Here is a 23,896-nt window from a genome sequence, read left to right as displayed (position 1 = left end):
CAGCCGGTCCATGGTGGAAGGGCTCACTGGCCGGGAATCTGTTCTTCGATAAATGAAACTTCTCCGTCGCCGAGCGCGCAGCAGGCAGTGCGCCAGACTTACGCGCAGCGCCTTACAGGGCTGTATTACAGTGGACTCTAGTCAAAGATACTAGTGCCACCGGCACCATGGCTCCGCGCCACACGGGCGCACAACAGGTGGGGAACTCCCTGGCGGCCATGCGGAAAGGACCCCCATGACCCCCCGCATTGCGGTTGCCGCTGTGACGTTTGACCGGCCCAAGGAACTGTCGGTCCTGCTGCATTCGATCAACGCGCAGAGCCGGCAGGTGGACACCATTTGCCTTGTGGACAGCGGCACCACCCCAGCTGCGGAGGTTGCGGCGGCGCACCCCAACGTCGACTATGTCCGTTCCCAGGCCAACCTGGGCGGCGCCGGGGGGTTTGCGCTGGCAGCGCTCAAGGCGGTTGCCAGCGGCGCCCGCTGGGTTTGGATGATGGACGACGACGCCGAGCCGGCCGATCCGGAATGCCTCGCCACGCTGCTTCGTGAGGCTGAGGCCCGCGACCTGGAAGCGGTGGTCCCCTTGGTGACAGCACCGGGCCATCCCGACCGGCTGTCCTTTTTCTTCCGCCTTGACGGCAAGGTCACGCACGACCGCGCGGAGGTTGAAAAGCTCGGCTTCCTGCCGGACGACGGGCACTTCTTCAACGGCGCGCTGATCCGGTCGGACGTGTTCTTCAAAGTGGGACTGCCGGATATGCGGCTGTTCATCCGCGGCGACGAGGTGGATTTCACCATTCGGCTCCGCAAGGCGGGGATCCGTTTCGGCACGGTGACCACCACCGCCATTACGCACCCCCATGCCTTCTCGGAAACCCAGCATGTCTACGGCGCCCGCTGGCACGTGATAGTTCCCGACTCCGCCTTCAAGCGCTTCTACTACTACCGGAACCGCGGCTACTTGATCCGGCGGTACTTCCGGGTACGCTCGTTCGTGGCGGACGTGGGCGGCTACCTGGGCTACTTCCTGCAGCGCCGCGACCTGCGGGGCTTTTTAAGCTGGGCGCGTTCGTTCAGTACCGGCCTCCGAGGCAAGGGCTTTGCCCCGCTGGAGGACCAGAAGTTCTAGGCCGGGCCCCGGTTTTTGATCCGCCGGGCAACCAGGAGCCACAGCAGGACCCAGGGCTCCCCCAGCACGCGGTAGGCAACACGGCGGGGATGCAGGAGCAGGCGCCAGGCCCACTCCAGCCCCATCCTGCCCAGCCAGCGTGGAGCAAGTTTCTGGACTCCCGCCAACTGTTCGATGGCGCCGCCCACGGCGCAGTAAACGGCGGGGGGCATGTCGCCCAGCCGCCGCTGCAGCACTTCCTCCTGGAGCGGCATGCCCAGGCCGAGCAGGACCAGCTGCGGCTGTTCGCGGTGCAGCCAAGCCACGGCGGCGTCCTCAAGGGCAGGACCCCAGCCCTCCCCCGGGAAGCCGGCAACATGGGCGTTCGGAACGATGTCCTTCAGCCTGCTCACAGCGCCCGCATTAGCTTCGGTGCCGGCGCCGATCACGGCGATCCGTTCAAGGCCGCGCACTTGGTGAAGTGCGGGCAGCCAGTCGGTGGAACCAAGCCGGTAATCCATCACCGGGCCCTCGGCGTTGCCGGTCCTCCCCCAGAGCCACAGCACCGGGGCGCCGTCCAGGAGCACGATGTCGCTTTCCTCATACAGCAGACGGAAGCCGTCGTCGGACAAGGTGAGCGTGACGCTGTGCAGGTTATGGCCCAGGACTGTACGGGTGGACCCGTCCTCGATGAACCGGTTGAGCTCCTCGACCAACTCCGGAACGCGCAGCGGTGTCGCGTGGACGTCCAGGACGGGAATCTGCTGGCGGTCCAGCGCCATCAAGGCTGCTGGTTCCCGGCCGGCGCAGTGGGTTCCGCGTCAGCAGCGGGGACAGCGGAGGAGCCGGACCCGCCGGGTGCGTGACCGGCGTCGTCCACCGCGTCTGCCGGGGCCGACTGTTCCGCCGCGGGTTCCTCTTCAGCCATGGGGATTTCACCCAGGCCCAGGATTCCCGGTACGTGTTCGCGCAGCCGGTCCAGGCTCACGGCGCCGTTGCGGACCACGCGCAGGACGGGTCCGGTGGCATCCACGATGGTTGAGGGCACGCCGGCTTCGCCTTCCAGCGGGCGGGGGCCGCCTTCCAGGTACACCTCCACCGAGTCGGCAAGCTGTTCCCGCGCGGCCGCGGCCGTCCCGGCAGGGGCCTGGCCGGTGCGGTTGGCTGAGGAAACCGCAAGCGGACCGGTCAGGGTCAGCAGTTCCAGGGCAACTTCGTCGGCGGGCATCCGCAGCGCAACGGTTCCCTTGGTTTCGCCAAGGTCCCAGTCCAGCGACGGCTGCGCATGCAGGATGAGGGTCAGGCCGCCGGGCCAGAAGGCCTCCGCCAGCTTGCGGGCGTCCGCCGAAACCTCGGTTGCCAGGCCGTCCAGTGCGTTGATCCGCGGAATCAGGACCGGCGGCGGCATGGCGCGGCTGCGCCCCTTCGACACCAACAGCATGGTGACGGCCTGCGGCGAGAATGCGTCCGCGCCGATGCCGTAAACCGTGTCCGTGGGGAGCACGACGCACTTCTTTTCGCTGATGGCACGCTGGGCGTGTTCCAGGCCCCGGGCCCGCTCGTCATCAATGGTGCAGTCATAAGTTGTGGTCACTGGCCCATTCTTTCATTTCCGTGTGGACTGGTTGGTCCGCGAGCACGGCACTGGTGGCGCGCTCCTTGCCGTTCAGGTCCACGTGCGTGGTGATCGCTGTCCAGGTTCCACTCCTGCCAAGCATTGCGGCAATCCAGCCGGCCTGGACTTCGGCGTGTTCCATCACGAAGTAGCCCCCGGCCCGCAGCAGCCGGGCAGCGGAGGCCGCTGCCGCCGTCGGAAGTTCCATGCCGTCCGCTCCCCCGCCGTACAGGGCCTCGGGAGGATCGTGCAGGGCTACTTCGGGTTCGTTGGGGATGGCTTCGGCGGGTATGTACGGCGGGTTGGAAATGACGACGTCGACAGTTCCGTCGAGTTCCGCGAAAGCGTCGCGCAGGTCCCCCAGGATGAGGTTGACGCCCAGCGGCGCCAGATTCTTTGCCGCCCAGGCGTGCGCGAAGGGGCTGTACTCGACGGCGTGGACTTCCGCGCCGGGTACCTCGTGGGCGATGGAGCCTGCGATGGCACCGGAGCCGGTTCCCAGGTCCACGATCCGGGGCTGTTGCATGCCTTGGACATGGTCAATGGCCAGCTGCACCACGGTTTCGGTCTCTGGCCGCGGTATGAACACGCCAGGCCCCACGGCCAACTCCAGGTAGCGGAAGTGCGCCACCCCGGTGATGTGCTGCAGCGGGATGCGGCGCGCACGTTCGGCCACGAGTTCGGTATAACCCTCCGGCACCGGAGTGTCACCCAGCATCAAAGACCGGAGGCGCCCCAACCCGACGTTGAGCAGGTGGTCTGCCAGCAGCTCGGCGTCGGCCCGCGGGCTGGGCACGCCGGCTTCCGCCAGGAGTGCCGCAGCCTCACGGACCGCCGCTGCCAGGGTCCGGGACGGCGCCGCGGAGGAGGGGTCGGTCATGGGCATGAATTCCGGTCAGTCGCCGATGGCGTCCAGTCGGGCCTGCTCATCCATCTCGATGGCGGACTGGATGACCGGTTCCAGGTCGCCGTTCATGACCTGGTCCAGGTTGTACGCCTTGTAGCCGGTGCGGTGGTCCGCAATCCGGTTTTCCGGGTAGTTGTAGGTGCGGATGCGCTCCGAGCGGTCCATGGTGCGGATCTGCGACTTGCGCTGGGCCGAGTTTTCGGCGTCGATCTGCTCCTGCTGGTGCGCCAGGATGCGTGCCCGCAGGACGCGCATGCCGGCTTCGCGGTTCTGCAGCTGCGACTTCTCGTTCTGCATGGCCACCACGATGCCGGTGGGAAGGTGCGTGATGCGGACGGCGGAGTCCGTGGTGTTCACGGACTGCCCGCCCGGACCCGAGGACCGGTAGACGTCGATCTTGAGGTCGTTCTGGTTGATCTCGAGTTCTTCGGGCTCGTCCACTTCGGGCAGTACAAGTACGCCTGCGGCGGACGTGTGGATGCGCCCCTGGGATTCGGTGACGGGCACACGCTGTACGCGGTGCACGCCGCCTTCGAACTTGAGCCGGGCATAAACACCTTCGGCGGGGTCGTTGGAGTTACCCTTGACCGCCACCTGGACGTCCTTGTAGCCGCCAAGGTCGGATTCGGTGGCGGAGATGATTTCGGTTTTCCAGCCGCGGGACTCCGCGTACCGTGTGTACATGCGCAGCAGGTCGCCGGCGAACAGTGCAGCCTCGTCGCCGCCTTCACCGCCCTTGACCTCCAGGATCACGTTGCGGGCGTCGTCAGGATCGCGCGGAATGAGGAGGCGGCGAAGCTTGGCCGCAGCCGTTTCGAGGGAAGCCTCCAGCTCTGGCACCTCGGCAGCGAACTCGGGATCTTCGGCTGCCATCTCCTTGGCAGCGGCAAGGTCGTCCCGAAGTCCCTCCCACTTGTGATAGGCCTCAACAATGCCATTGAGCTGAGCCGACCGCCGCCCAAGCTTCCGGGCCAGCCGCTGGTCAGCATAAACAGCAGGATCCCCGAGCTGCGCCTGGATGGCATCATGCTCATCAAGCAGGCCCTGTACGGACTCAAACATCTATAAACCTCTTTCGACTTGTACAAGTCTAGTAACGCGACGGCTAGGGCACGAAGCGGGACGGTGGCGGCACTACCAAGCCGCGCGGGTTTTCCGCCCCGGGAGTGGCATCGGGCCTGCCGGAGCTGGGCGGCGAACGATCGAAGATCGAAGCCGCCCAGCGTAGGGGCGGGGGCGGCAAAATCCGAACGACAAAGGCGGGGGCGGCAAAATCCGAACGACAAAGGCGGGGCCGGCAAAATGCGTCGGCCCCGCCCCTGGTGAAACTACTTGTCGTTATCCGACTTCGCACCAAGCGTCGTCTTCTGCACCTGCATGAGGAACTCGACGTTGCTCTGGGTTTCCCGGATCTTGTTGGTGAGCAGTTCAAGGCTCTGCTGGGTTTCGAGTCCGGAGAGGACGCGGCGCAGCTTCCACATGATCTTGACTTCTTCGGGCGAGAGTAGGTTTTCCTCGCGGCGGGTGCCGGACGCGTTGACGTCCACGGCGGGGAAGATGCGCTTGTCGGCCAGCTGGCGGGACAGGCGCAGTTCCATGTTGCCGGTGCCCTTGAACTCTTCGAAGATGACCTCGTCCATCTTGGAACCGGTCTCGACGAGGGCGGTGGCCAGGATGGTGAGCGAACCGCCGTTTTCGATGTTGCGGGCGGCGCCGAAGAAGCGCTTGGGCGGGTAGAGGGCTGCCGAGTCGACGCCGCCGGACAGGATACGGCCGGAGGCCGGTGCTGCCAGGTTGTAGGCACGGCCCAGTCGGGTCATGGAGTCGAGGAGGACCACCACGTCCATGCCCATTTCCACGAGGCGCTTGGCGCGTTCGATGGAAAGTTCAGCCACGGTGGTGTGGTCGTCGGCGGGGCGGTCGAAGGTGGAGGCAATGACCTCGCCCTTGACGGTGCGCTGCATGTCCGTGACTTCTTCGGGGCGTTCGTCAACCAGCACCATCATGAGGTGGACCTCAGGGTTGTTGGTGGTGATTGCGTTGGCGATGGACTGCAGGATGAGCGTCTTGCCGGCCTTGGGCGGGGACACGATCAGGCCGCGCTGGCCCTTGCCGATGGGTGCCACGAGGTCGATGACGCGGGGACCGATCTTCTTGGGATCGGTCTCCAGGCGCAGGCGCTCAGACGGGTACAGCGGAACGAGCTTGGCGAACTCGACGCGGTCCTTCAACTCTTCGGGCGTCTTGCCGTTGACGGAGGTGACGCGGACCAGGGCGTTGAACTTCTGGCGGTTGGACTGCTGGTTGCGGTCCTCGCCTTCCCGGGGTGCACGGATGGCGCCGACTACGGCGTCGCCCTTGCGCAGGTTGTACTTCTTGACTTGGGCGAGCGAAACGTAGACGTCGTTCGGACCCGGCAGGTAGCCGGAGGTGCGGATGAATGCGTAGTTCTCCAGGACGTCCAGGATGCCGGCGACCGGCAGCAGGACATCGTCCTCGGTGACCTCGACGTCGTCCACATCCGGGCCCTGGTTGCGGCCGCGGCGGCGGTCGTTGCGGTCGCGGAAGCGGTCGTTGCGCGAGTTGTCCCGGTCCTGGCCGCCGGAGCGGTCGTTCCGGTCGCGGCGGTTGCGGCGGTTGCGGCGGCTTCCGCCGTCTGAATCGTCGTTGTCGCGGTTGTCCCGCCCGCCTTCGCGCTGGCCTGCCTCGCGGCTGCCCTGGTTGTCGCGGCCGCCATCGGAATCGCGGTCGCGGCCGCGGGTACGGCCGCCTTCGCGGCGCTCGGTGCGCTGGCCGGCGTCGCCTGCTTCAGTTGCAGGGGCCTCGGTGCGCTGCTCGCCGGAACGCTGTTCCGCGGCCGGCTGCTCTGCCGGGGTCTCCACCGGGGCTTCCTGGACGGAGGCGGCAGCGGCTTCGCTGCGGCGGCGGTTGCGGGTGCGCGGCTGGCGGCGCTCAGCAGCACCTTCCGTTGCCTCGGGTGCTTCCGCAGGAGCGGCCGACGGCGCCTCGACAGTCGCGGTGGCGGGTGCGGCGGTCTCCACGACGGGAGCTTCGACTGCAGGGGCAACCACTCCGTCACTGACGGCGCGGCGGCTGCGGCCGCGTCCACGGGCACGGGTGCCTTCCGCTGCAGGAGCTTCTGCGGCAGGGGCCTCCGGAGCAGAAGCAGGTGCGGTTGCAGCCGAAGCCACGGTGCTTTCCGGAGCCTTTTCCGCTGACTTCGCGGGGGCCTTGGCGGTGAGGGTCCCTGCGCGATGGGCGGAGATGGCCGAGACCAGGTCCCCCTTGCGCATGCGGGATCCGCCGGAGATACCGAGCTGGCTGGCAAGGGCCTGCAGCTGGGCGAGCTTCAGGCCGGCGAGGCCGCTGCTCTTGGCGGGTGCGGCCGTTGATTCGGCAGCAGAAGTTGTGTGTTCCACAGCTGGTGACAGCTCAGTGGTTTCGGTCACGAAGGATCCTTCCCCCTCGACGGCGTCCAGACTGGGAGCTGGACGCGATGATTTGATCTGGGCTGCAGTTCAGATCTGCAGCCGGGATTGTTCGGCCTTGCCGGTTGGATTTCGGCCAGCAGGGCCGGATACTGATTCACCTTGCGCTGCGCCCATGGCACAACGCCGGGCTGACGGTTCAGGGGCAGTTGGATGCTGCGGATTCCTGCGACAGACCAAGCAGGCGGCACCGGAATACATTCACAGTGGTAGATCAAACAGCAACTGAATGCAGGAGCAGATCAGATAGGCGGAATTACCGCCGGTGCAAGTCCACCTTAGCACCTTCGACGTCCACTGCGAGCTTCAGCACGCGCCAGCCGATGTCCGGCGTGTTCTCTTCCGTGAAGGCCTGGATGAAGGCCAGTGCATCGGCAGCCTGGAGCTCACCGTCGGCCAGGACCAGGACGGTGGGCCCTGCCCCGGAAACCACCGCCGCGTAGCCGGCCCGGCGCAGCGCGCCGATCAGGGCCGCGCTGGGCCGCATGGCCTCTGCACGGTAGCTCTGGTGCAGGTAGTCTTCCGTGCCCGGCAGCAGGAATTCGGGCTTTTGCGTCAGCGCATGGATCAGCAGCGCTGCCCGGCCGGAATTCATCGCCGCGGCGTGGTGCCCCACCGATGCGGGCAGGAGGGCGCGGGCAGCTTCGGTGGAGAGCTCGAAGTCCGGCACCGCCACGATGGGAATGACGGACCCGGCAACGGTGGCACTGGTGCTGCTGTACTGTTCACTGTCCTGCCATGACAGCGCCAGTCCGCCGAAAATCGCCGGTGCCACGTTGTCCGGGTGGCCCTCCAGTTCGCTGGTGAGCTGCAGGATCCACTCCTTTCCACGCTGGCTTTCTGCCGGCACCATGGCATTCGCGGCCGAAACTGCGGCAACCACGGCGGAAGCAGAAGAACCCAGCCCACGCCCGTGCGGGTTCACGTTCCTGGCGGTCACTTTCAGTCCACCGTGGCGGTAGCCCAGGCGTTCCAAAGCGGCGTCCATGGCCCGTATTACCAGGTGGCTGGCGTCCCGCGGCAGGGTGTCGGCACCCTCGCCGCTGAGCTCGAACACGAGTTCGTCCGTGTCCAGGCTCTCCACCGTCAGTGTGTCGTGCAGTGCCAGTGCCAGCCCAAGGCTGTCGTAGCCGGGCCCAAGGTTGGCGGTGGTAGCGGGAACGCGGACGGTGACGCGCTGGCCCGGCTCAATCAGTTGCAGTCCGACGGCGGCCTGCGAGGTGGTGTCCAAGGCTATTTTTCTTCCAGTCCCAGCTCAGCGGCAACCGTGACGACGTCGTTCGGAACCTTGACCGGCTGGACGTCGCTGCCGTCTTCGGTACGGAGGGCCCACTGGGGGTCCTTGAGTCCGTGTCCGGTAACGGTGATGACGATCTTCTTTCCGCTGGGAACTTCGCCGGCGGCATGCTTCTTGAGCAGGCCTGCCACCCCGGCAGCGGAACCGGGCTCCACGAAGACGCCTTCCTTGGATGACAGCCAGCGGTGGGCGTTCAGGATCTCTTCATCGGTGACGGCGTCAATGAGCCCGCCCGATTCGTCACGGGCGCCCACGGCCCCGTCCCAGGAGGCAGGGTTTCCGATGCGGATGGCGGTGGCGATGGTATCGGGTTCGGTGATGGGGTGGCCCGCAACAAAGGGTGCAGCCCCGGCTGCCTGGAAACCCCACATGGCGGGGGTCTTGGTGGACACTGCGGGCAGGGTGCCGGCAGTGTCGGACTCGAAGGGAGCGGAGTATTCCTTGTAGCCCTTCCAGTACGCGGTGATGTTGCCGGCGTTCCCGACAGGCAGAACGTGGATGTCGGGTGCATCGCCCAAGGCGTCCACCACTTCAAAGGCGCCTGTCTTCTGGCCCTGGATGCGGGCAGGGTTGACGGAGTTCACCAGGAAGACGGGGTAGGACTCCCCCAGCTTGCGGGCGATGTCCAGGCAGTTGTCGAAGTTGCCGTCCACCTGCAGAAGCGTGGCGCCGTGGGCGATCGCCTGGCTGAGCTTGCCCATGGAGATCTTGCCTTCCGGCACCAGGACGGCGCACTTGAGGCCGGCAGCGGTTGCGTAGGCGGCGGCGGACGCGGACGTGTTGCCGGTGGAAGCACACACCACTGCCTTGGCCCCAGAAGCGACGGCGGCAGTCATGGCCATGGTCATGCCGCGGTCCTTGAAGGAGCCGGTGGGGTTCATGCCTTCCACCTTGAGGTAGACCTCGGAACCGGTCAGTTCCGAGAGCTTCTGTGCGTGCACCAGCGGGGTGCCGCCCTCGCCCAGGGTGATGACCCTGGTGGACTCCGTCACGGGCAGACGGTCAGCGTATTCGCGGATGACACCGCGCCATTGGTGAGCCACTTAGACTCCTTCTACCCGCAAAACGGATGTAACTGAATTGATGACGTCCAGGCCCTTCACGGCCTCGACGGTGGCTGCAAGGGCAGCCTCTGACGCGCGGTGGGTGACGATCCGCAGTTCGGCAGATTCCACCTTGGAACCGGCATCGCGGTGGATGGTCTGCCGCATGATTTCAATGGAGACGCCGTGCTCGGCGAACAGCTGCGCAATTTTGGCCAGCACACCGGGCTGGTCCGCTACATCCAGGCCGATGTAGTAGCTGGTGGTGGCTGCGTCGATGGGCAGGGCGGGGACGTGGCCCGTGGTGGTTTCGGTGCGCCCGGGACCGCCCAGGACCAGCCGGCGTGCTGCCGAGACGAGGTCGCCCAGGACGGCGGAGGCGGTGGGAGTGCCGCCGGCGCCTTGGCCATAAAACATCAGCTCACCGGCGTTCTCAGCCTCGATGAACACGGCGTTGAATGCGCCGCGGACTGCGGCGAGGGGGTGTTCACGCGGCAGGAGGGTGGGGTGCACACGGACGGACACGCCTTCCTTGCCGTCCGCGTCAACGAGTTTTTCCGCGATGGCCAACAGCTTGATGACGAAGCCGGCGTCCTTGGCCGCGGCAATGTCCGAGGCGCTGACGGACGTAATGCCTTCGCAGTGGACATCGTCCAGGGAGAAGCGGGTGTGGAAGGACAGCGAGGCGAGGATGGCCGCCTTCGCGGCGGCGTCGTGTCCTTCGACGTCGGCGGTGGGGTCAGCCTCCGCGTAGCCAAGCCGCTGGGCTTCGGCGAGGGCGTCGGCGAACTGTGCGCCGGTGGTGTCCATCTGGTCAAGGATGAAGTTGGTGGTGCCGTTGACGATGCCCAGCACCCGGGTGATCCGGTCTCCGGAGAGGCTGTCGCGAATGGGCCGGAGGATGGGGATGGCTCCGGCGACGGCGGCCTCGTAGGAAAGCTGGACGCCTGCTTTGTCGGCCTCTTCGTAGAGCGTGGGGCCATCCTGGGCCAGGAGCGCCTTGTTGCCGGTGACCACGCAGGCGCCGTTGCGCAGTGCGGAGAGGATCAGTGTGCGGGCCGGTTCGATGCCGCCCATCAGCTCGATGACCAGGTCGGCGTCTTTGACCAGGGTGTCGGCGTCGGTGGTGAAGAGCTCCTGGGGCAGGTCCACGTCGCGGGGGGCGTTGACGTTGCGCACGGCAATCCCGCTGAGCTGGAGCCTGGCTCCGGTGCGGGCAGCAAGGGCATCAGCGTCCTCAATCAGGATCCGCGCAACCTGGGCCCCAACGTTGCCACAGCCCAGGAGGGCTACTTTCAGCGTTCGCATTTCCGTCATTCAGGCTCCCATGTCGCGGCTCAGCAAATCTTCTTCGGTTTCCCCGCGGACAATCAGCCGGGCAGATCCGTCGCGCACCGCGACAACGCCCGGCCGGGCCAGATAGTTGTAGTTGCTCGAGAGGGCCCAGCAGTAGGCGCCGGTTCCCGGGACAGCGAGCAGATCACCGGCTGCCACGTCCTCGGGCAGATATACATCTCTAACAACTATGTCGCCGCTCTCGCAATGTTTGCCCACCACGCGGGACAGCTGCGGGGCTGCGCCGGACGTGCGGGAAGCCAGGACAGCCGAATAATCCGCGTCGTACAGCACCGGACGGGCGTTGTCGCTCATGCCGCCGTCCACCGAAACATAGCGGCGGGGATACGTAACGTTGTTGCCCGCGTCACCGTCGCCGGAAGCCCCGGGAGCGTCCACGCGGACGGTCTTCAGGGTGCCCACTTCATACAGCGTGAACGTGGTGCTGCCTACGATCGCGCGTCCGGGCTCGATGGAGATGCGCGGCGCGTCGATGCCCAGCTCCGCGCAGGTGGAACGCACGACGGCGGCCATTGCGTTCGCGATCTCCGCTGCGGGGCGGGGCGTGTCCACCGGCGTATAGGCGATGCCGTAGCCGCCGCCGAGGTCCAGTTCCGGCATGGTGATGGAGTACTTTTCCTGCATGGCCGCCAGGAAACGCAGCAGCTTCTCTGCGGCCATGGCGAAGCCGTCCGGCTCGAAAATCTGCGAGCCGATGTGGCAATGCAGGCCCAGCAGCTCGATGCCCGGGTGCGCCGCTGCCGCTGCCACGGCTTCCTCGGCGGCGGAGACACCGGCTTGGTCCGTGGTATCCGCGGCCATGGAGAGGCCGAACTTCTGGTCCTCGTGGGCGGTGGCGATGAATTCGTGCGTGTGGGCATGGACCCCGGGGGTGAGCCGCAGCATGACCTTCGCCTGCTCACCGCGGGCCTGCGCCAGGGCGCCGACGCGGTCCAGCTCAGCCAGGCTGTCCACCACGATCCGGCCCAGCTTCATGTCCAGCGCGCGGTTCAGTTCGGCGTCGGACTTGTTGTTGCCGTGCAGGGCCACCCGCTCCCCCGGAATGCCGGCCCGGGCAGCCACGGCCAACTCGCCGCCGGACGCAGTGTCCAGGCGCAGGCCTTCCTCTTCCACCCACTTCACTACTGCGGTGCACAGGAAGGATTTCCCGGCGTAGTACACGTCCACGCCGCCGCAGATATCGGCGAAGGCAGAGTCAAACGAGTCCTTGAAGGCGCGGGCACGGGAACGGAAGTCGGCCTCGTCCATGACGAACAGGGGCGTGCCGAACTGCTCCTTGAGTGCCTGCACGTCCATTCCGCCGACGGTCAGGGCACCGGAGCCATCGCGGGAGACGCTGCCGGCCCACATGGGCCGGTGCAGTTCATTCAGGTCCGCAGGAACCTGCAGCCATTCCGGGGCAAGCGGGGACGCGGCAGTGCTTGGGGATACTGGCATGGTGCTTACATCCGTTCCGGCGCGGACACGCCGAGCAAGTCAAGGCCGTTGGCCAGTACCTGGCTGGTGGCGTCATTGAGCCACAGCCGGGTGCGGTTGAGGTCGGTGACGGGTTCTTCACCCATGGGGGCGATCCGGCAGGCGTCGTACCAGCGGTGGTATGCACCGGCGATGGCCTCGAGGTGCCGTGCCACCCGGTGCGGTTCCCGCAGTTCGGCGGCCTTGGCCACAATCGACGGGTAGCTGCCCAGGTGGGACAGCAGTTCGTTTTCGGTTGGGTGGTCCAGGAGCGCAGCGTCGAAGCTGTCCTGGCCGTCCACCTGCCGTTCCACCCCGGCAGCCACGGCGTTGCGGGCTGCGCCGCGGGAGCGCGCGTGGGCGTACTGGACGTAGAACACCGGGTTCTCGTTGCTGTGCTTCTTCAGCAGTTCCGGATCGAGCGTCAGCGGCGAATCGGCGGGGAACCGGGCCAGTGAGTAGCGCACCGCGTCCTTGCCCAGCCAGTTGATCAGGTCCTTGAGCTCGATAATGTTGCCGGCCCGCTTGGACAGCTTGGCGCCGTTCACGGACACCAACTGGCCGATCAGCACCTCGATGTTGACTTCGGGATCGTCGCCGGCGGCGGCAGCGATGGCCTTCAGCCGGTTGATGTAGCCGTGGTGGTCCGCACCCAGGAGGTAAATCTTTTCCGTGAAACCGCGGTCCTTCTTGGACAGGTAGTAGGCTGCGTCGGCGGCGAAGTAGGTGGGCTCGCCGTTGGCGCGGATCATCACGCGGTCCTTGTCATCACCAAAGTCCGTGGTCCGCAGCCAGACCGCCCCGCCGTCGTCGAACACGTGGCCCTGTTCGCGCAGGCGCGCCACGGCACTTTCGATGGCGCCGGCGTCGTGCAGTTCCTGCTCAGAAAAGAAGACGTCGAACTCAACGCCGAAGTCCGCCAGGGTGGCCTTGATGTCCTTCATCTGGGCTTCGTAGGCGGCGGCGCGGATCACCGGCAGGGCGGCAACTTCGGTGAGTTCCCTGATGTCCGGATGCGCCGAAAGTACCTCATGCCCCAGGTCGGCGATGTACTGCCCGGGGTAGCCGCCGTCGGGCACGGGAAGGCCATGCAGCCGGGAGTACACGGAGTTGGCGAAGGTGTTCATCTGCGAGCCGGCGTCGTTGATGTAGTACTCGGCCGTAACATCGGCGCCGGATGCGCGCAGCACGCGCGCGATGGAGTCGCCCAGCGCGGCCCAGCGGGTGTGCCCAATGTGCAGCGGACCGGTGGGGTTGGCAGAGACGAACTCCATGTTGACCGTGTGCCCGGCGAGCGCTGTGTTGGTTCCGTAGTCCGGGCCGGCCTCGACGATGACCTTGGCCAGGGCACCGGCGGCTGCGGCGTCCACGGTGATGTTCAGGAAGCCCGGGCCGGCGATGTCAACGGCGGAAACACCGTCGATGGCCTTGAGCCGGCTGCTCAGGATGGAGGCGAACTCGCGGGGGTTGGTGCCCGCCTGCTTGGCCAACTGCAGGGCAATGTTGGTTGCCCAGTCGCCGTGCTCCCGGTTCTTGGGTCGCTCCACGCGCACGTCAGCCGGAATGGCTGATACAGCAAGGGCGATGTCGCCGGCGGCGACGGCGTCCTTGAGGCAGGCGGATATGGCGAGGGAAAGTTCTTCGGGAGTCACCCCTCTAGCCTACCGGGGGCCAGTGACAGCAAAGAATTTGGCGGCCTTCACTGCGTCCGGCTTCACGCCAGGGAGTGGGCACTGCCACATCGTGAACCATTCGGGCCCATCCGGCGTTGACTAAACCGTAGCCAATGCCGCACGGCATCCGCGACCCGGTACCGCCCCAAGAGTGAAACGAGAGCCTTCATGAGACCCTCCAGCCCGGAAAGCCTTTCCGCGTCACGGCACGCAGTCCGCAACAGTCTCCTTGCCGGTATTGCCGGCCTGTCGCTGGCGGGGACCGTGGCCGGTTGCGCACCCTCATCCGCCGACAACACACCCGGCACCGCCGGGGCCCCACCGGCGCCCTCTTCAGGATCTTCCTCCCTGGCTGCCAGCGGCGCCGGTTACAAGGACGGCACCTACAGCGCCGACGGAAGCTACGTCTCGCCCAACGGCACCGAAACTGTGGGCGTCCAACTGACGCTTGCCGCCGGGAAGGTCGCGGACGTGCAGATCACCCAGCACCCGTCCAATCCGAACACCCGCAAGTTCCAGGGCCAGTTTGCCGGCGGCATCGCAGCCCAGGTGGTGGGCAGGAACATCGATGAACTGAACGTCTCCAAGGTTGCCGGTTCCTCGCTGACCAGCGCAGGCTTCAACCAAGCGGTGGAGAAGATCAGGTCCGAGGCACGGTAGGTAGTTCCGGTGGCGGACTGGGAGGACTTTTCGTTCCAGGGGATCGGCACTGACTGGACGGTCAGCACTCCCCTGCCGTTGCCCGCGTCCGTTCGCAAACGGCTGTTGGACCTGGTTGAAAAGTTCGACCGCGACTGGTCCCGTTTCCGCTCCGATTCTTTGGTCGCGGAACTCGCAAGGGAGCCCGGGCGCTACGAATTCCCGGACGAGGCCGCCCCGCTTGGCGAGCTGTACCGGCTGCTCTACCGGCTTACCGGTGGGGCCATGACGCCCTTGATTGGCGGCAGCCTGGAGCGCCTGGGATACGACCCCGCGTACTCGCTCCGGCCGGCCGGCCCACCCCTCCCGGCGCCGGAGTGGGAAGCGATCCTTACCTGGTCCGGAACAGTCCTGGTGGCCAGCGCCCCCGTGGTGCTGGACATCGGAGCTGCCGGCAAGGGCCTGCTGGTGGACCTGGTCGCAGCGGAACTGGACGCCGCCGGCGTGGACGGATTCGTCATCGATGCCAGCGGAGACCTCCTGGCCCGCGGCGCAGGCCCCCTCAGCGTGGCGCTTGAACATCCCTACAACCAGGCGCAGGCGATCGGCTTGGTCAACCTGGACGGCCGGGCCCTGTGTGCTTCCGCTGCCAACCGCCGTGCCTGGGGCGACGGACTTCACCACGTGCTGGACGGAACCACCGGGCAGCCGGTGCGCACCGCCGTCGCCACCTGGACATTGGCCGGCACTGCCATGGTGGCCGACGCGCTCGCCACGGCGCTCTTCTTCGTTCCCGGCGCCATGCTTCAGGAAACGTTCGATTTTTCTTGGCTGACCGTCTTTTCCGACGGCAGCGCCGCCTATTCCGCCGAATTCGAAGGGACGCTTTTTTCATGAGCCCCGTGGAAACGCCGCAGGCCCGCCTGGTCCGGCCGCTGGCCGGCCGCTTGGACACCATCGTTGGCAGGTTCACCATGTACCGGCTTGTCCTGCTGGTCCTGTCGGCACTGACCGGCTACAGCGTGCTGCTCAACGTGCTGGGCTGGCTGACGTTCGGCATCCCGGAAATGCTGGCGCACCTGGCGTTGTGCCTAACCCTGACCTATGCCTCAAACCGTGCCCTGGCGGCGCTCTTCCGCGTCAGGCCCCACCTGGAGTCGTCGCTTATCACGGGGTTGCTGCTCTATTTCCTGTTCTGGCCATCCCTGCAGCCAATGGACCTGGCAGGGGTGGCGCTGGCCTGCGTCCTGGCGTCCGCGTCCAAGTACGCGCTGGCGTGGCGTGGACGGCACATCTTCAACCCTGCTGCCGCCGGGGCCTTCGTCACCGGACTCACCGGGTTGAACATCGCCACATGGTGGGCAGCGACGCCCGCCATGCTGTGGCTGCTGGCCCCTGGCGTACTGCTGGTCCTGTACCGCATGCGCAAGGTCCTGATGGCGTCGGTATTCACGGCGGTGGCCACGGCCATCATCATGCTTGAGCTGCTTCGCTCGAGCATGACCGCCGGGATGGGCGCCTGGCAGGCCCTGGCCCAGCGGCCGGTGCTCTTTTTTGTGGGATTCATGCTCACCGAGCCCCTGACGTTGCCGCCGCGGCGCTGGCAGCAACTGGCGCTCGCAACGCTGGTGGGCGTGCTCTTTGCGGTCCCCTGGAACCTGGGGATGTTTGCGAACTCGCCGGAGGCGGCGCTGCTGGCCGGCAACCTGCTGGCCTTCCTGGCCGGCCAGCGCGGGGCCGTGAAGCTCCGGTTCGCAGGCGCCCGGCCGCTGACGCCGGCCACCACCGAGTTCTCCTTTGCACCTGCCCGCCCGGTGCGCTTCGTCCCGGGCCAGTTCATGGAGCTGGACCTTCCGCAGGCCAAGCCGGACGGTAAGGGCCGACGCCGGGTGTTCAGCCTGGCGGGCGGCCCCGGCGAGCGCCTGGTGAAGTTTGGCGTGCGGACGGACGGGCCATTGTCTGCGGCGAAGGCGGCCCTCCTGGCGCTTCGGCCGGGTGACAAGGTGGCCGCCACGGCGGTGGGCGGCGATTTCGTCCTGCCGCGCGACCCGCGCCGGCCGCTGCTGCTTGTGGCGGCGGGAATCGGCATCACACCTTTCGTCTCGTATGCAGCTTCCGGTGCGCTGCGGGACCGGGACGCCGTGGTCCTGGTCCTTGCCAGGAGCGCCGAAGAGGTGGCCTACGCGGAGGAATTGCGGAGCTCCTGCGTGCGGGTGCTGGTGTGGACTGCAGAGGAGTCCGTGCCGCCGTCGAACCTGAACCCTGTGGCCGGGCGTCCCTCCGGCGCCGGAAGCTTGCGGACGGACGGCCGACTGGACGGACGGGCCCTGGCAGCACTCGTTCCCGATATTTCCCGGCGGGACGTTTACGTGTCCGGCTCCCCGGCAAGCGTTGCGGCACTCCGCCGTGCAGCGAAGCGTGCCGGGGCGCGGCGGGTGCGGACGGACTCCTTTTCGGGCTACTGACGCCGCTTCCCTGGGCTTCCGGGGCCGGCTCCGGTGGCGGTTTTCCCTTGCGGGCCACCTTCCTGCTAAGCTCTAGGACGTCCCGCCGGGAACGGCAGGATATCCGGATTGCCCTCGTAGCTCAGGGGATAGAGCGTCTGCCTCCGGAGCAGAAGGCCGTAGGTTCGAATCCTACCGAGGGCACAGTGAAAACCCCGCCGCTTCATCGAAGCGGCGGGGTTTTTTCGTCTGTTGTCCGTGGCATCCCGTCAGAAACGCAGCGCTGCCTCGTCCATCGTGGCCAGAGTAAGCACGGCTTCCTCCACCGTTTCGTGGTCCTCCAGCTCACGCTCGATCCGCCGCAGCACCACCGCGACCTCGTGCTCCGGATGGTCCCCCTGGAGATCCACGGCCGCTACGAGGTACAGCTTGCGCGGGCCCACGAATTCCAGGTGCAAATAGGTAAGGCGGGCGATGTCCTGGTGCTCCAGTACCCGCCGGGCCATGGACCGCTCAATGTCAGGTGTGACACCCTGCCCCACGAGGAAGCGCCTGTTCCGGTCGATCAGGACGACGGCGACGACGGCGAGCAGCACGCCAACGGCGATCGAACCGATCGCATCCGGCAGCGGTGATCCGGTGACCTGGTGCAGGAACACGCCCACGAACGCCACGACGAGGCCGATCAGCGCCGCCGCATCTTCGGCGAAGACTGCCCTCAGGGTGGGATCGGAACTGATGAGGACCTGTTCAAGGGTGTGCCGTTCCAGCTCATGGGCCGCTTTCCGGGTTTGCCGGAAGGCCTGGACGAACGAAATCCCTTCCAGGACGAAGGCCACGCCCAGGACCACGTAGGCCACCACGAAGTCCGACGCGGGTTCCGGCTCCAAAATCTGCTGGACGCCGTGCATGATCGACACCACCGCGCCGGCTGTGAACAGACCGAAGGCGGCAAACATCGACCATACATAGGCCTCCCGGCCGTAGCCCATGGGATGGCTCTTGTCCCGGGGACGGGCAGACCGGCGCTCCGCAAGGAACAGGAAGACCTGGTTACCGGTGTCTGCCCAGGAGTGTGCCGCCTCCGCGGCCATCGAGGCTGAACCGGAGAGGACAGCCGCCACCGACTTCGCCGCAGCCACCAGCGTGTTCGCCGCAAAGGCGACGATGACCGTCAGCAGCGTGGAGCCGGACTTTTTTCGCTTTTCGGTTTCAGCCATGCGCCTACCGTACCCACCAGGACCGGTATCAGTACGCGGGAGGGTGCACAATTCCCGAAGCGGGGTCCCGACGAATGTCAGTGGCTGCTCGTAGGCTGAAACCACCTAGCTGAGGGAGTACGCCATGCACGTTCAGTTCTGTTCCATCGTTCCGCCCTACCTGCTGCGGCGGCTCGCCCAGCAGGACGCGCCGGGGTTCTCTTCGGCGGCGAGCGCCGCCCGGAAGGCGTTGGGCCACGTCGAATCGTTCCAGGCCACCCGCGCCCAGGCTGTGCCGGTCCTCCCGCCCGGTCTTCGGCAGGTCAAACCAGGGCCTGTGAGCCGTACCATCTACGATGCCGGCGGCGAGGAAACGTTGCCGGGCAGGCTGGTCCGGGACGAAGGCGGGAAGGCGACCGGCGACGCCGCCGCGGATGAAGCCTACGACGGGCTGGGCAACACCCACCGCCTCTATGCCGACGCCTTCGGACGCGACTCCGTGGACGGGCGCGGGTTGAAGCTGGACGCCACTGTGCATTTTGGCAAGCTTTATGACAACGCCTTCTGGAACGGCAGCCAGATGGTGTTCGGCGACGGCGACGGCGACGTTTTCCAGCGCTTCACAAAGTCCGTCAGCGTCATCGGACACGAACTGGCACACGGGGTAACCCAGTACTCGGCGGGACTTGCCTACCGGAACCAGGCCGGCGCCCTGAACGAATCGATGTCGGACGTCTTCGGCGCGCTCGTGGAGCAATTCGTGAAAAACCAGTCCGCCGCGGAGGCAAGCTGGCTGATCGGCGAAGGCCTCTTCACGCCCAAGGTCCAGGGGCTCGCCCTGCGGTCGATGAAGGCACCCGGAACCGCCTACGACGACGACGTGCTGGGCAAGGACCCCCAACCCGACTCCATGGACTCCTATGTCCGGACCAGCGCCGACAACGGCGGCGTCCACATCAACTCCGGGATCCCCAACCGCGCCTTCTTCCTCGTGGCGGATGCCCTGGGCGGCTTCGCCTGGGAGGCGCCGGGCCGGATCTGGTACGAGACCCTGACCAACGGCTCATTGCCGGCGGCGGCCACCTTCACGGTCTTTGCACGCGCCACGGTGCGTGCCGCGGCAGACCTTTTTGGCGCCGCCTCCCCGGAGCATGACGCCGTAAGGGCTGCGTGGGAAACTGTAAAGGTCAAGGTTTAACCACTGCCCTGTTGCCCGCGCGTGGCAGCGGGGCCAATTGGAAGCCCAGGGGCCAGGCCATGAAGATCAAGGTGGAGCGCACCGGCGGGATCGCGGCGATGACGAGGGTGTGGACGGTTGACGCCCGGACAGACAGCGACTTGAGCCAATGGCAGCCCATTCTGGAGGCCTGCCCGTGGGATGCGGTTCCCAGCACCCCGCGGGCAGCGGCCGCGGCATTCGAGGCGCCGCAGCCGGACCGCTTCATCTACTCCATTACGGCGGGGCAGCGGAGGGCTGCCCTCCCCGAACAGGCCCTCACGGGCCCGTGGCGCATCCTGGTGGACACCGCACGGGCTGCCTCTGAGCAATCAGCCGGGGCGTTCCGTCCCGGGCCGGACGATGACGCGGAGGCCGGCAGCCCAAGCTGAACGGCGGGCTGCACGCAGACGTCGCATAAAGGCCCGTCGGCGACGGCAGTAGACTGTCTGCAGCCATGACTTTTCATATCTCCTATCCCGCCGAGCTGCCGGTTTCCGAGCGCCGCGAGGACCTGATGGCCGCCATCGCCGCCAACCAGGTGACCATCATCGCCGGCGAGACCGGCTCCGGAAAAACCACCCAGATCCCCAAGATGTGCCTGGAGCTGGGCCTGGGCGAGAAGGGCCTCATCGGGCACACGCAGCCCCGCCGGCTGGCAGCCCGGACGGTGGCCGAGCGCATCGCGGAGGAGCTCGGCGTCGAGATCGGCCAGGAAATCGGCTTCCAGGTCCGGTTCACGGGCGAGGTCAGCAAGGCGACCAAGGTCAAGCTAATGACCGACGGCATCCTGCTCGCCGAGATCCAGCGGGACAAACTGCTGCGCAAGTACAGCACCATCATCATTGACGAGGCGCACGAACGCAGCCTCAACATCGACTTCATCCTGGGCTACCTCAAGCGGATCCTGCCGCAGCGGCCGGACCTGAAGGTCATCATCACCTCGGCCACCATCGATCCGGAACGGTTCGCCAACCACTTCGGCACCTCCGACAACCCGGCACCCATTATCGAAGTCTCCGGCCGCACCTACCCTGTGGAGATCCGCTACCGCCCCCTCACGCAGCCGGCCGCGGACGATGAGAAGGCCTCTGACGATGAGCTCGAAGAGGACCGCGATCCCCTGGATGCCGTCTGCGACGCGGTGGACGAGCTGGCAGCGGAGGCGCCCGGGGACATCCTGGTGTTCTTCTCGGGTGAACGGGAGATCCGCGACGCCGCCGACGCCCTGCAGTCCCGGATCCAGTCCAACCGGAGGCTGGCCAACACCGAGATCCTCCCCCTGTTCGCCCGCCTGAGCCTGCAGGAGCAGCACAAGGTGTTCCACCCGGGCAGCAAGCGCAGGATCGTGCTGGCCACCAACGTGGCGGAAACATCCCTGACAGTGCCGGGCATCAAGTACGTCATCGATACAGGTACGGCGCGCATCTCCCGGTATTCGCACCGCACCAAAGTCCAGCGCCTGCCCATTGAACGCGTCTCGCAGGCATCGGCCAACCAGCGCTCAGGCCGCTGCGGCCGTGTGTCCGATGGCATCGCGATCCGGCTGTACTCCGAGGAAGACTTCGAGTCCCGGCCCCGGTTTACGGATCCGGAAATCCTGCGCACCAACCTCGCGGCCGTCATCCTCCAGATGACGGCGATGGGCGTGGCCAAAGGCCCTAAGGATGTTGAGGAATTCCCCTTCGTCGAACCGCCGGAAACCCGGGCCATCAACGACGGTGTCACGCTCCTTCGCGAGCTGGGCGCCCTCGCTCCCCCGCGCCAGCAGGCCAAAGGCGGCAGGACCGAAGCAGCCGAAGGCCGGGGCGGGCAAAAGGGTGGCGGCCTTACCGCCGTCGGACAGAAACTCGCCCAACTGCCCGTGGATCCGCGCCTGGGCCGCATGATCGTGGAAGCCGGAAAACGGGGCTGCGTCCGGGAAGTCATGGTCCTGGCTGCCGCGCTCACCATCCAGGACCCGCGCGAACGGCCCACGGACAAGCAGCAGCTGGCCGCGGAAAAGCACAACCGCTTCCGCGATGAGAACTCCGACTTCACCGGCTACCTCAATCTCTGGAACTACCTGCAGGAGAAGCAGCAGGAACTGTCGTCGTCAGCCTTCCGCAGGTTGTGCCGCGCCGAATTCATCAACTACCTGCGCGTGCGGGAATGGCAGGACCTCTTTACCCAGCTGCGCCAGCTCGCCCGGCCGCTGGGCATCACGCTGGACAATAAGCGCCTGGCCGACCCCGTGGGCAACCATGACGGCATCCATATCAGCCTGCTCTCCGGGCTCCTGAGCCACATCGGCATCCTGGACGAGCGCAAGCGCGAATACGCCGGCGCCCGGGGCAGCCGGTTCGCCATCTTCCCGGGTTCCGCGCTGTTCAAGAAGTCCCCCACATTCGTCATGGCGGCGGAGCTGGTGGAAACCAGCAGGCTCTGGGCCCGGGTGGCGGCCAAGTTCGATCCCCTGTGGGCCGAGCAGGTGGCTCCGGACCTGGTCAAGCGCAGCTACAGCGAACCGCACTGGTCCACCAAGCAGGGCGCCGTAATGGCCTACGAAAAAGTCACCCTTTACGGCGTGCCGATCATCGCGCAGCGACGCATCAATTACGGCCGGGTGGATCCGATGGTGGCCCGTGAACTGTTCATCAGGCATGCCCTGGTGGAAGGCGACTGGCGTACCCACCACAAGTTCTTCCACCGCAACCGCGCCCTCTTGCACGAGGTCGAGGAACTTGAGGCCCGCATGCGCCGCCGGGACCTGCTGGTGGATGACGAGACGCTGTTCGAGTTCTACGACGCCAGGATCGGTCCGGACGTCGTCTCCGAGCGGCACTTCGACAAATGGTGGAAAGATGCCCGTAGGGAAAATCCGGACCTCCTGGACTACGACAAGTCGCTGCTCCTGATCGGGGACGCCGACGACCTTGACGAATCCGCGTACCCGAAGACCTGGCTGCACAAGGGCTTCGAGCTCCCCCTGACGTACGAATTCCATCCTGTGGCGCCGGGCTCTGCCCCCGACCCGTCGGACGGTGTCACGGCTGAAGTGCCGGTCCTGTTCCTGAACCAGCTGGATGACGCACCGTTCCGCTGGCTGATTCCGGGCCAGCGTGTCGAGCTGGTAACCGCGCTTATCAAGTCGCTGCCAAAGCAGGTCCGGAAGAATTTTGTTCCCGCCCCCGATGTTGCGCGGCAGGCGGTGGCCCTCCTCGAATCGGACTTCGATCCTGCCAAGGACCAGCTGGAACCGTCGCTGGAACTTGCGCTGCGGCGGATCCGCGGCGCCATCATCCCGCCCGGTTCTTGGAACTGGGACGCCGTGCCCCCGCACCTGCGGGTGAGTTTCAAAGTGGTGGACAGCAAGGGCAAGGTCCTGGGCGAAAGCAAGGACCTTGCGGAGCTGCAGGAGCGGCTTGCCCCCGCCACCCGCCGCGCCATCGCCGAATCGCTCGGCGCTACCCCGGCCTCCGCAGCTGCCGGCACGTCCAAGCGGCGCAACGGCAAGGTGTCCGACGGCGGACCGGCCGCACGCCAGCCGGCCGCCGGGGTGCCGGGAGCCCCTGCCGGGGCCGGGTTCGTGGAGCAGGATGGCCTGACGGAGTGGGCTGTCGGCACCATTGAGCGCCGGGTGAGCAGCGTGGTCAAGGGGCACACTGTCACTGGTTATCCGGCGCTGGTGGACCAGGGCAAGTCCGTGTCACTGCGTGTGTTCCAGACCCCCGAAGAGCAGCTCGATGCGATGCGCGGCGGCGTGATCCGGCTGCTTGCCCTTCGTGTTCCGGCACCTGACCGGTACGTCCTGGAGCACCTGAGCAACACCGAGAAGCTCACCTTCAGCCAAAACCCTCATGGTTCGGTGTCTGCCCTTATCGCAGACTGCGCGCTGGCGGCCATCGACAAGCTCACCCCCGTGGAACTTCCATGGGACCGGGCGGCGTTCGACCAGCTGTACGAGCTGGTGCGCGCGGAACTGATCGACACGGTCTTTTCGGTCACTGCCGTCGTCGAACGCATCCTCTCCAGCACCCGCCGGATCGAAAAGCAACTCAAGGGCACCACCAGCCTGGCCCTGATCAGCGCGCTGAACGACATCAAAAGCCAGCTGGAGCAGCTGGTGTACCCCGGTTTTGTAGCACGCACGGGCTACTCGCAGCTGAGCCAGCTGCCGCGCTACCTGGCCGCGATCGAAAAGCGGCTGGAGCGCCTGCCCGGAAACGTGCAGCGGGATGCCCTGAACATGGCTGTGGTGCAGCGGCTCGAGGATGACTACGACGACGCTGTTTCAGCGCTGCTGCCGGGACGGGGCGCCGGACGGGAGTTAACCCAGGTGCGCTGGATGATCGAGGAACTACGGGTGAGCCTGTTCGCCGTCGAACTCGGCACGGCCTACTCCGTCTCCGAGAAGCGCATCCGCACCGTACTCAACAAGGCCCTGGCACCCGCCTAGCAGCGGCCCCTACGA

Annotated in this window: 18 protein-coding genes and 1 tRNA gene; 8 read left to right on the top strand and 11 right to left on the bottom strand. The window is 66.5% G+C overall.

Going from position 1 to position 23,896, the window contains the following annotated elements; translation table 11 throughout:
- Positions 1-235 precede the first annotated feature (235 nt).
- A complete protein-coding gene (locus tag FBY30_RS14110; protein WP_142133425.1) occupies positions 236-1,132 on the top strand; it encodes a glycosyltransferase in 897 nt (298 codons plus the stop codon).
- Here FBY30_RS14110 and FBY30_RS14105 read toward each other — a convergent pair.
- From FBY30_RS14105 to argS, 10 genes are all read right to left on the bottom strand, one after another.
- Positions 1,129-1,893: a WecB/TagA/CpsF family glycosyltransferase gene (locus FBY30_RS14105; protein WP_142133424.1), complete on the bottom strand. Its 765-nt coding sequence runs from the start codon at positions 1,891-1,893 to the stop codon at positions 1,129-1,131. The genes FBY30_RS14110 and FBY30_RS14105 overlap by 4 nt on opposite strands.
- Positions 1,893-2,705, bottom strand: a complete 813-nt coding sequence (locus FBY30_RS14100; protein ID WP_142133423.1) for an L-threonylcarbamoyladenylate synthase — start codon at positions 2,703-2,705, stop codon at positions 1,893-1,895. Before FBY30_RS14100 ends, FBY30_RS14105 begins: the two co-directional genes overlap by 1 nt.
- Positions 2,689-3,606, bottom strand: a complete 918-nt coding sequence (gene prmC / locus FBY30_RS14095) for a peptide chain release factor N(5)-glutamine methyltransferase (RefSeq protein WP_142133422.1) — start codon at positions 3,604-3,606, stop codon at positions 2,689-2,691. The genes FBY30_RS14100 and prmC overlap by 17 nt, the downstream gene beginning before the upstream one ends.
- Before the next feature lie 15 nt (positions 3,607-3,621).
- On the bottom strand, positions 3,622-4,695 hold the full coding sequence (gene prfA / locus FBY30_RS14090) for a peptide chain release factor 1 (protein ID WP_142133421.1): 1,074 nt from the start codon (positions 4,693-4,695) through the stop codon (positions 3,622-3,624).
- A 266-nt stretch (positions 4,696-4,961) separates the two neighbouring features.
- Entirely contained in the window at positions 4,962-7,082 is a 2,121-nt protein-coding gene (rho, locus tag FBY30_RS14085) for a transcription termination factor Rho (RefSeq protein WP_142133420.1), read from the bottom strand.
- A 295-nt stretch (positions 7,083-7,377) separates the two neighbouring features.
- Entirely contained in the window at positions 7,378-8,352 is a 975-nt protein-coding gene (thrB, locus tag FBY30_RS14080; RefSeq protein WP_142133419.1) for a homoserine kinase, read from the bottom strand.
- Between the two features lie 2 nt (positions 8,353-8,354).
- The gene (gene thrC / locus FBY30_RS14075) at positions 8,355-9,461 is read right to left on the bottom strand and encodes a threonine synthase (RefSeq protein ID WP_142133418.1); all 1,107 of its coding nucleotides are present in this window, start codon (positions 9,459-9,461) and stop codon (positions 8,355-8,357) included.
- Positions 9,462-10,778 (bottom strand): homoserine dehydrogenase, encoded by a 1,317-nt coding sequence (locus FBY30_RS14070; RefSeq protein ID WP_142133417.1) that lies wholly within the window; start codon positions 10,776-10,778, stop codon positions 9,462-9,464. It lies immediately after the preceding gene.
- Positions 10,779-12,254, bottom strand: a complete 1,476-nt coding sequence (gene lysA, locus FBY30_RS14065) for a diaminopimelate decarboxylase (RefSeq protein ID WP_142133416.1) — start codon at positions 12,252-12,254, stop codon at positions 10,779-10,781.
- A gap of 5 nt (positions 12,255-12,259) precedes the next feature.
- Positions 12,260-13,924, bottom strand: a complete 1,665-nt coding sequence (gene argS, locus FBY30_RS14060; RefSeq protein WP_142133415.1) for an arginine--tRNA ligase — start codon at positions 13,922-13,924, stop codon at positions 12,260-12,262.
- 189 nt (positions 13,925-14,113) lie between these two features.
- Here argS and FBY30_RS14055 point away from each other — a divergent pair, with 189 nt between their 5' ends.
- The 4 genes from FBY30_RS14055 (at position 14,114) to FBY30_RS14040 (ending at position 17,232) form a co-directional block, all read left to right on the top strand.
- The gene (locus tag FBY30_RS14055) at positions 14,114-14,605 is read left to right on the top strand and encodes an FMN-binding protein (RefSeq protein ID WP_142133414.1); all 492 of its coding nucleotides are present in this window, start codon (positions 14,114-14,116) and stop codon (positions 14,603-14,605) included.
- 9 nt (positions 14,606-14,614) lie between these two features.
- The gene (locus tag FBY30_RS14050) at positions 14,615-15,481 is read left to right on the top strand and encodes an FAD:protein FMN transferase (RefSeq protein ID WP_142133413.1); all 867 of its coding nucleotides are present in this window, start codon (positions 14,615-14,617) and stop codon (positions 15,479-15,481) included.
- Complete coding sequence (locus FBY30_RS14045; RefSeq protein ID WP_142133412.1) at positions 15,478-17,049, top strand: ferredoxin--NADP reductase; 1,572 nt, start codon at positions 15,478-15,480, stop codon at positions 17,047-17,049. The genes FBY30_RS14050 and FBY30_RS14045 overlap by 4 nt, the downstream gene beginning before the upstream one ends.
- Before the next feature lie 110 nt (positions 17,050-17,159).
- Positions 17,160-17,232, top strand: a tRNA-Arg gene (locus tag FBY30_RS14040).
- A 65-nt stretch (positions 17,233-17,297) separates the two neighbouring features.
- Here the strand turns inward: FBY30_RS14040 and FBY30_RS14035 are convergent.
- Positions 17,298-18,248, bottom strand: a complete 951-nt coding sequence (locus FBY30_RS14035) for a cation diffusion facilitator family transporter (protein WP_142133411.1) — start codon at positions 18,246-18,248, stop codon at positions 17,298-17,300.
- 124 nt (positions 18,249-18,372) lie between these two features.
- Between FBY30_RS14035 and FBY30_RS14030 the strand changes: the two genes are divergently transcribed.
- The 3 genes from FBY30_RS14030 (at position 18,373) to hrpA (ending at position 23,881) form a co-directional block, all read left to right on the top strand.
- The gene (locus tag FBY30_RS14030; RefSeq protein WP_142133410.1) at positions 18,373-19,425 is read left to right on the top strand and encodes a M4 family metallopeptidase; all 1,053 of its coding nucleotides are present in this window, start codon (positions 18,373-18,375) and stop codon (positions 19,423-19,425) included.
- A 59-nt stretch (positions 19,426-19,484) separates the two neighbouring features.
- A complete protein-coding gene (locus tag FBY30_RS14025; protein WP_142133409.1) occupies positions 19,485-19,835 on the top strand; it encodes a protealysin inhibitor emfourin in 351 nt (116 codons plus the stop codon).
- 65 nt (positions 19,836-19,900) lie between these two features.
- Positions 19,901-23,881: an ATP-dependent RNA helicase HrpA gene (gene hrpA / locus FBY30_RS14020; RefSeq protein ID WP_142133408.1), complete on the top strand. Its 3,981-nt coding sequence runs from the start codon at positions 19,901-19,903 to the stop codon at positions 23,879-23,881.
- Positions 23,882-23,896: the final 15 nt, after the last annotated feature.

The organism is Arthrobacter sp. SLBN-83 (assembly GCF_006715285.1).
Taxonomy (GTDB): Bacteria; Actinomycetota; Actinomycetes; order Actinomycetales; family Micrococcaceae; genus Arthrobacter.
This window is presented reverse-complemented; position numbering and strand designations above follow the sequence as displayed.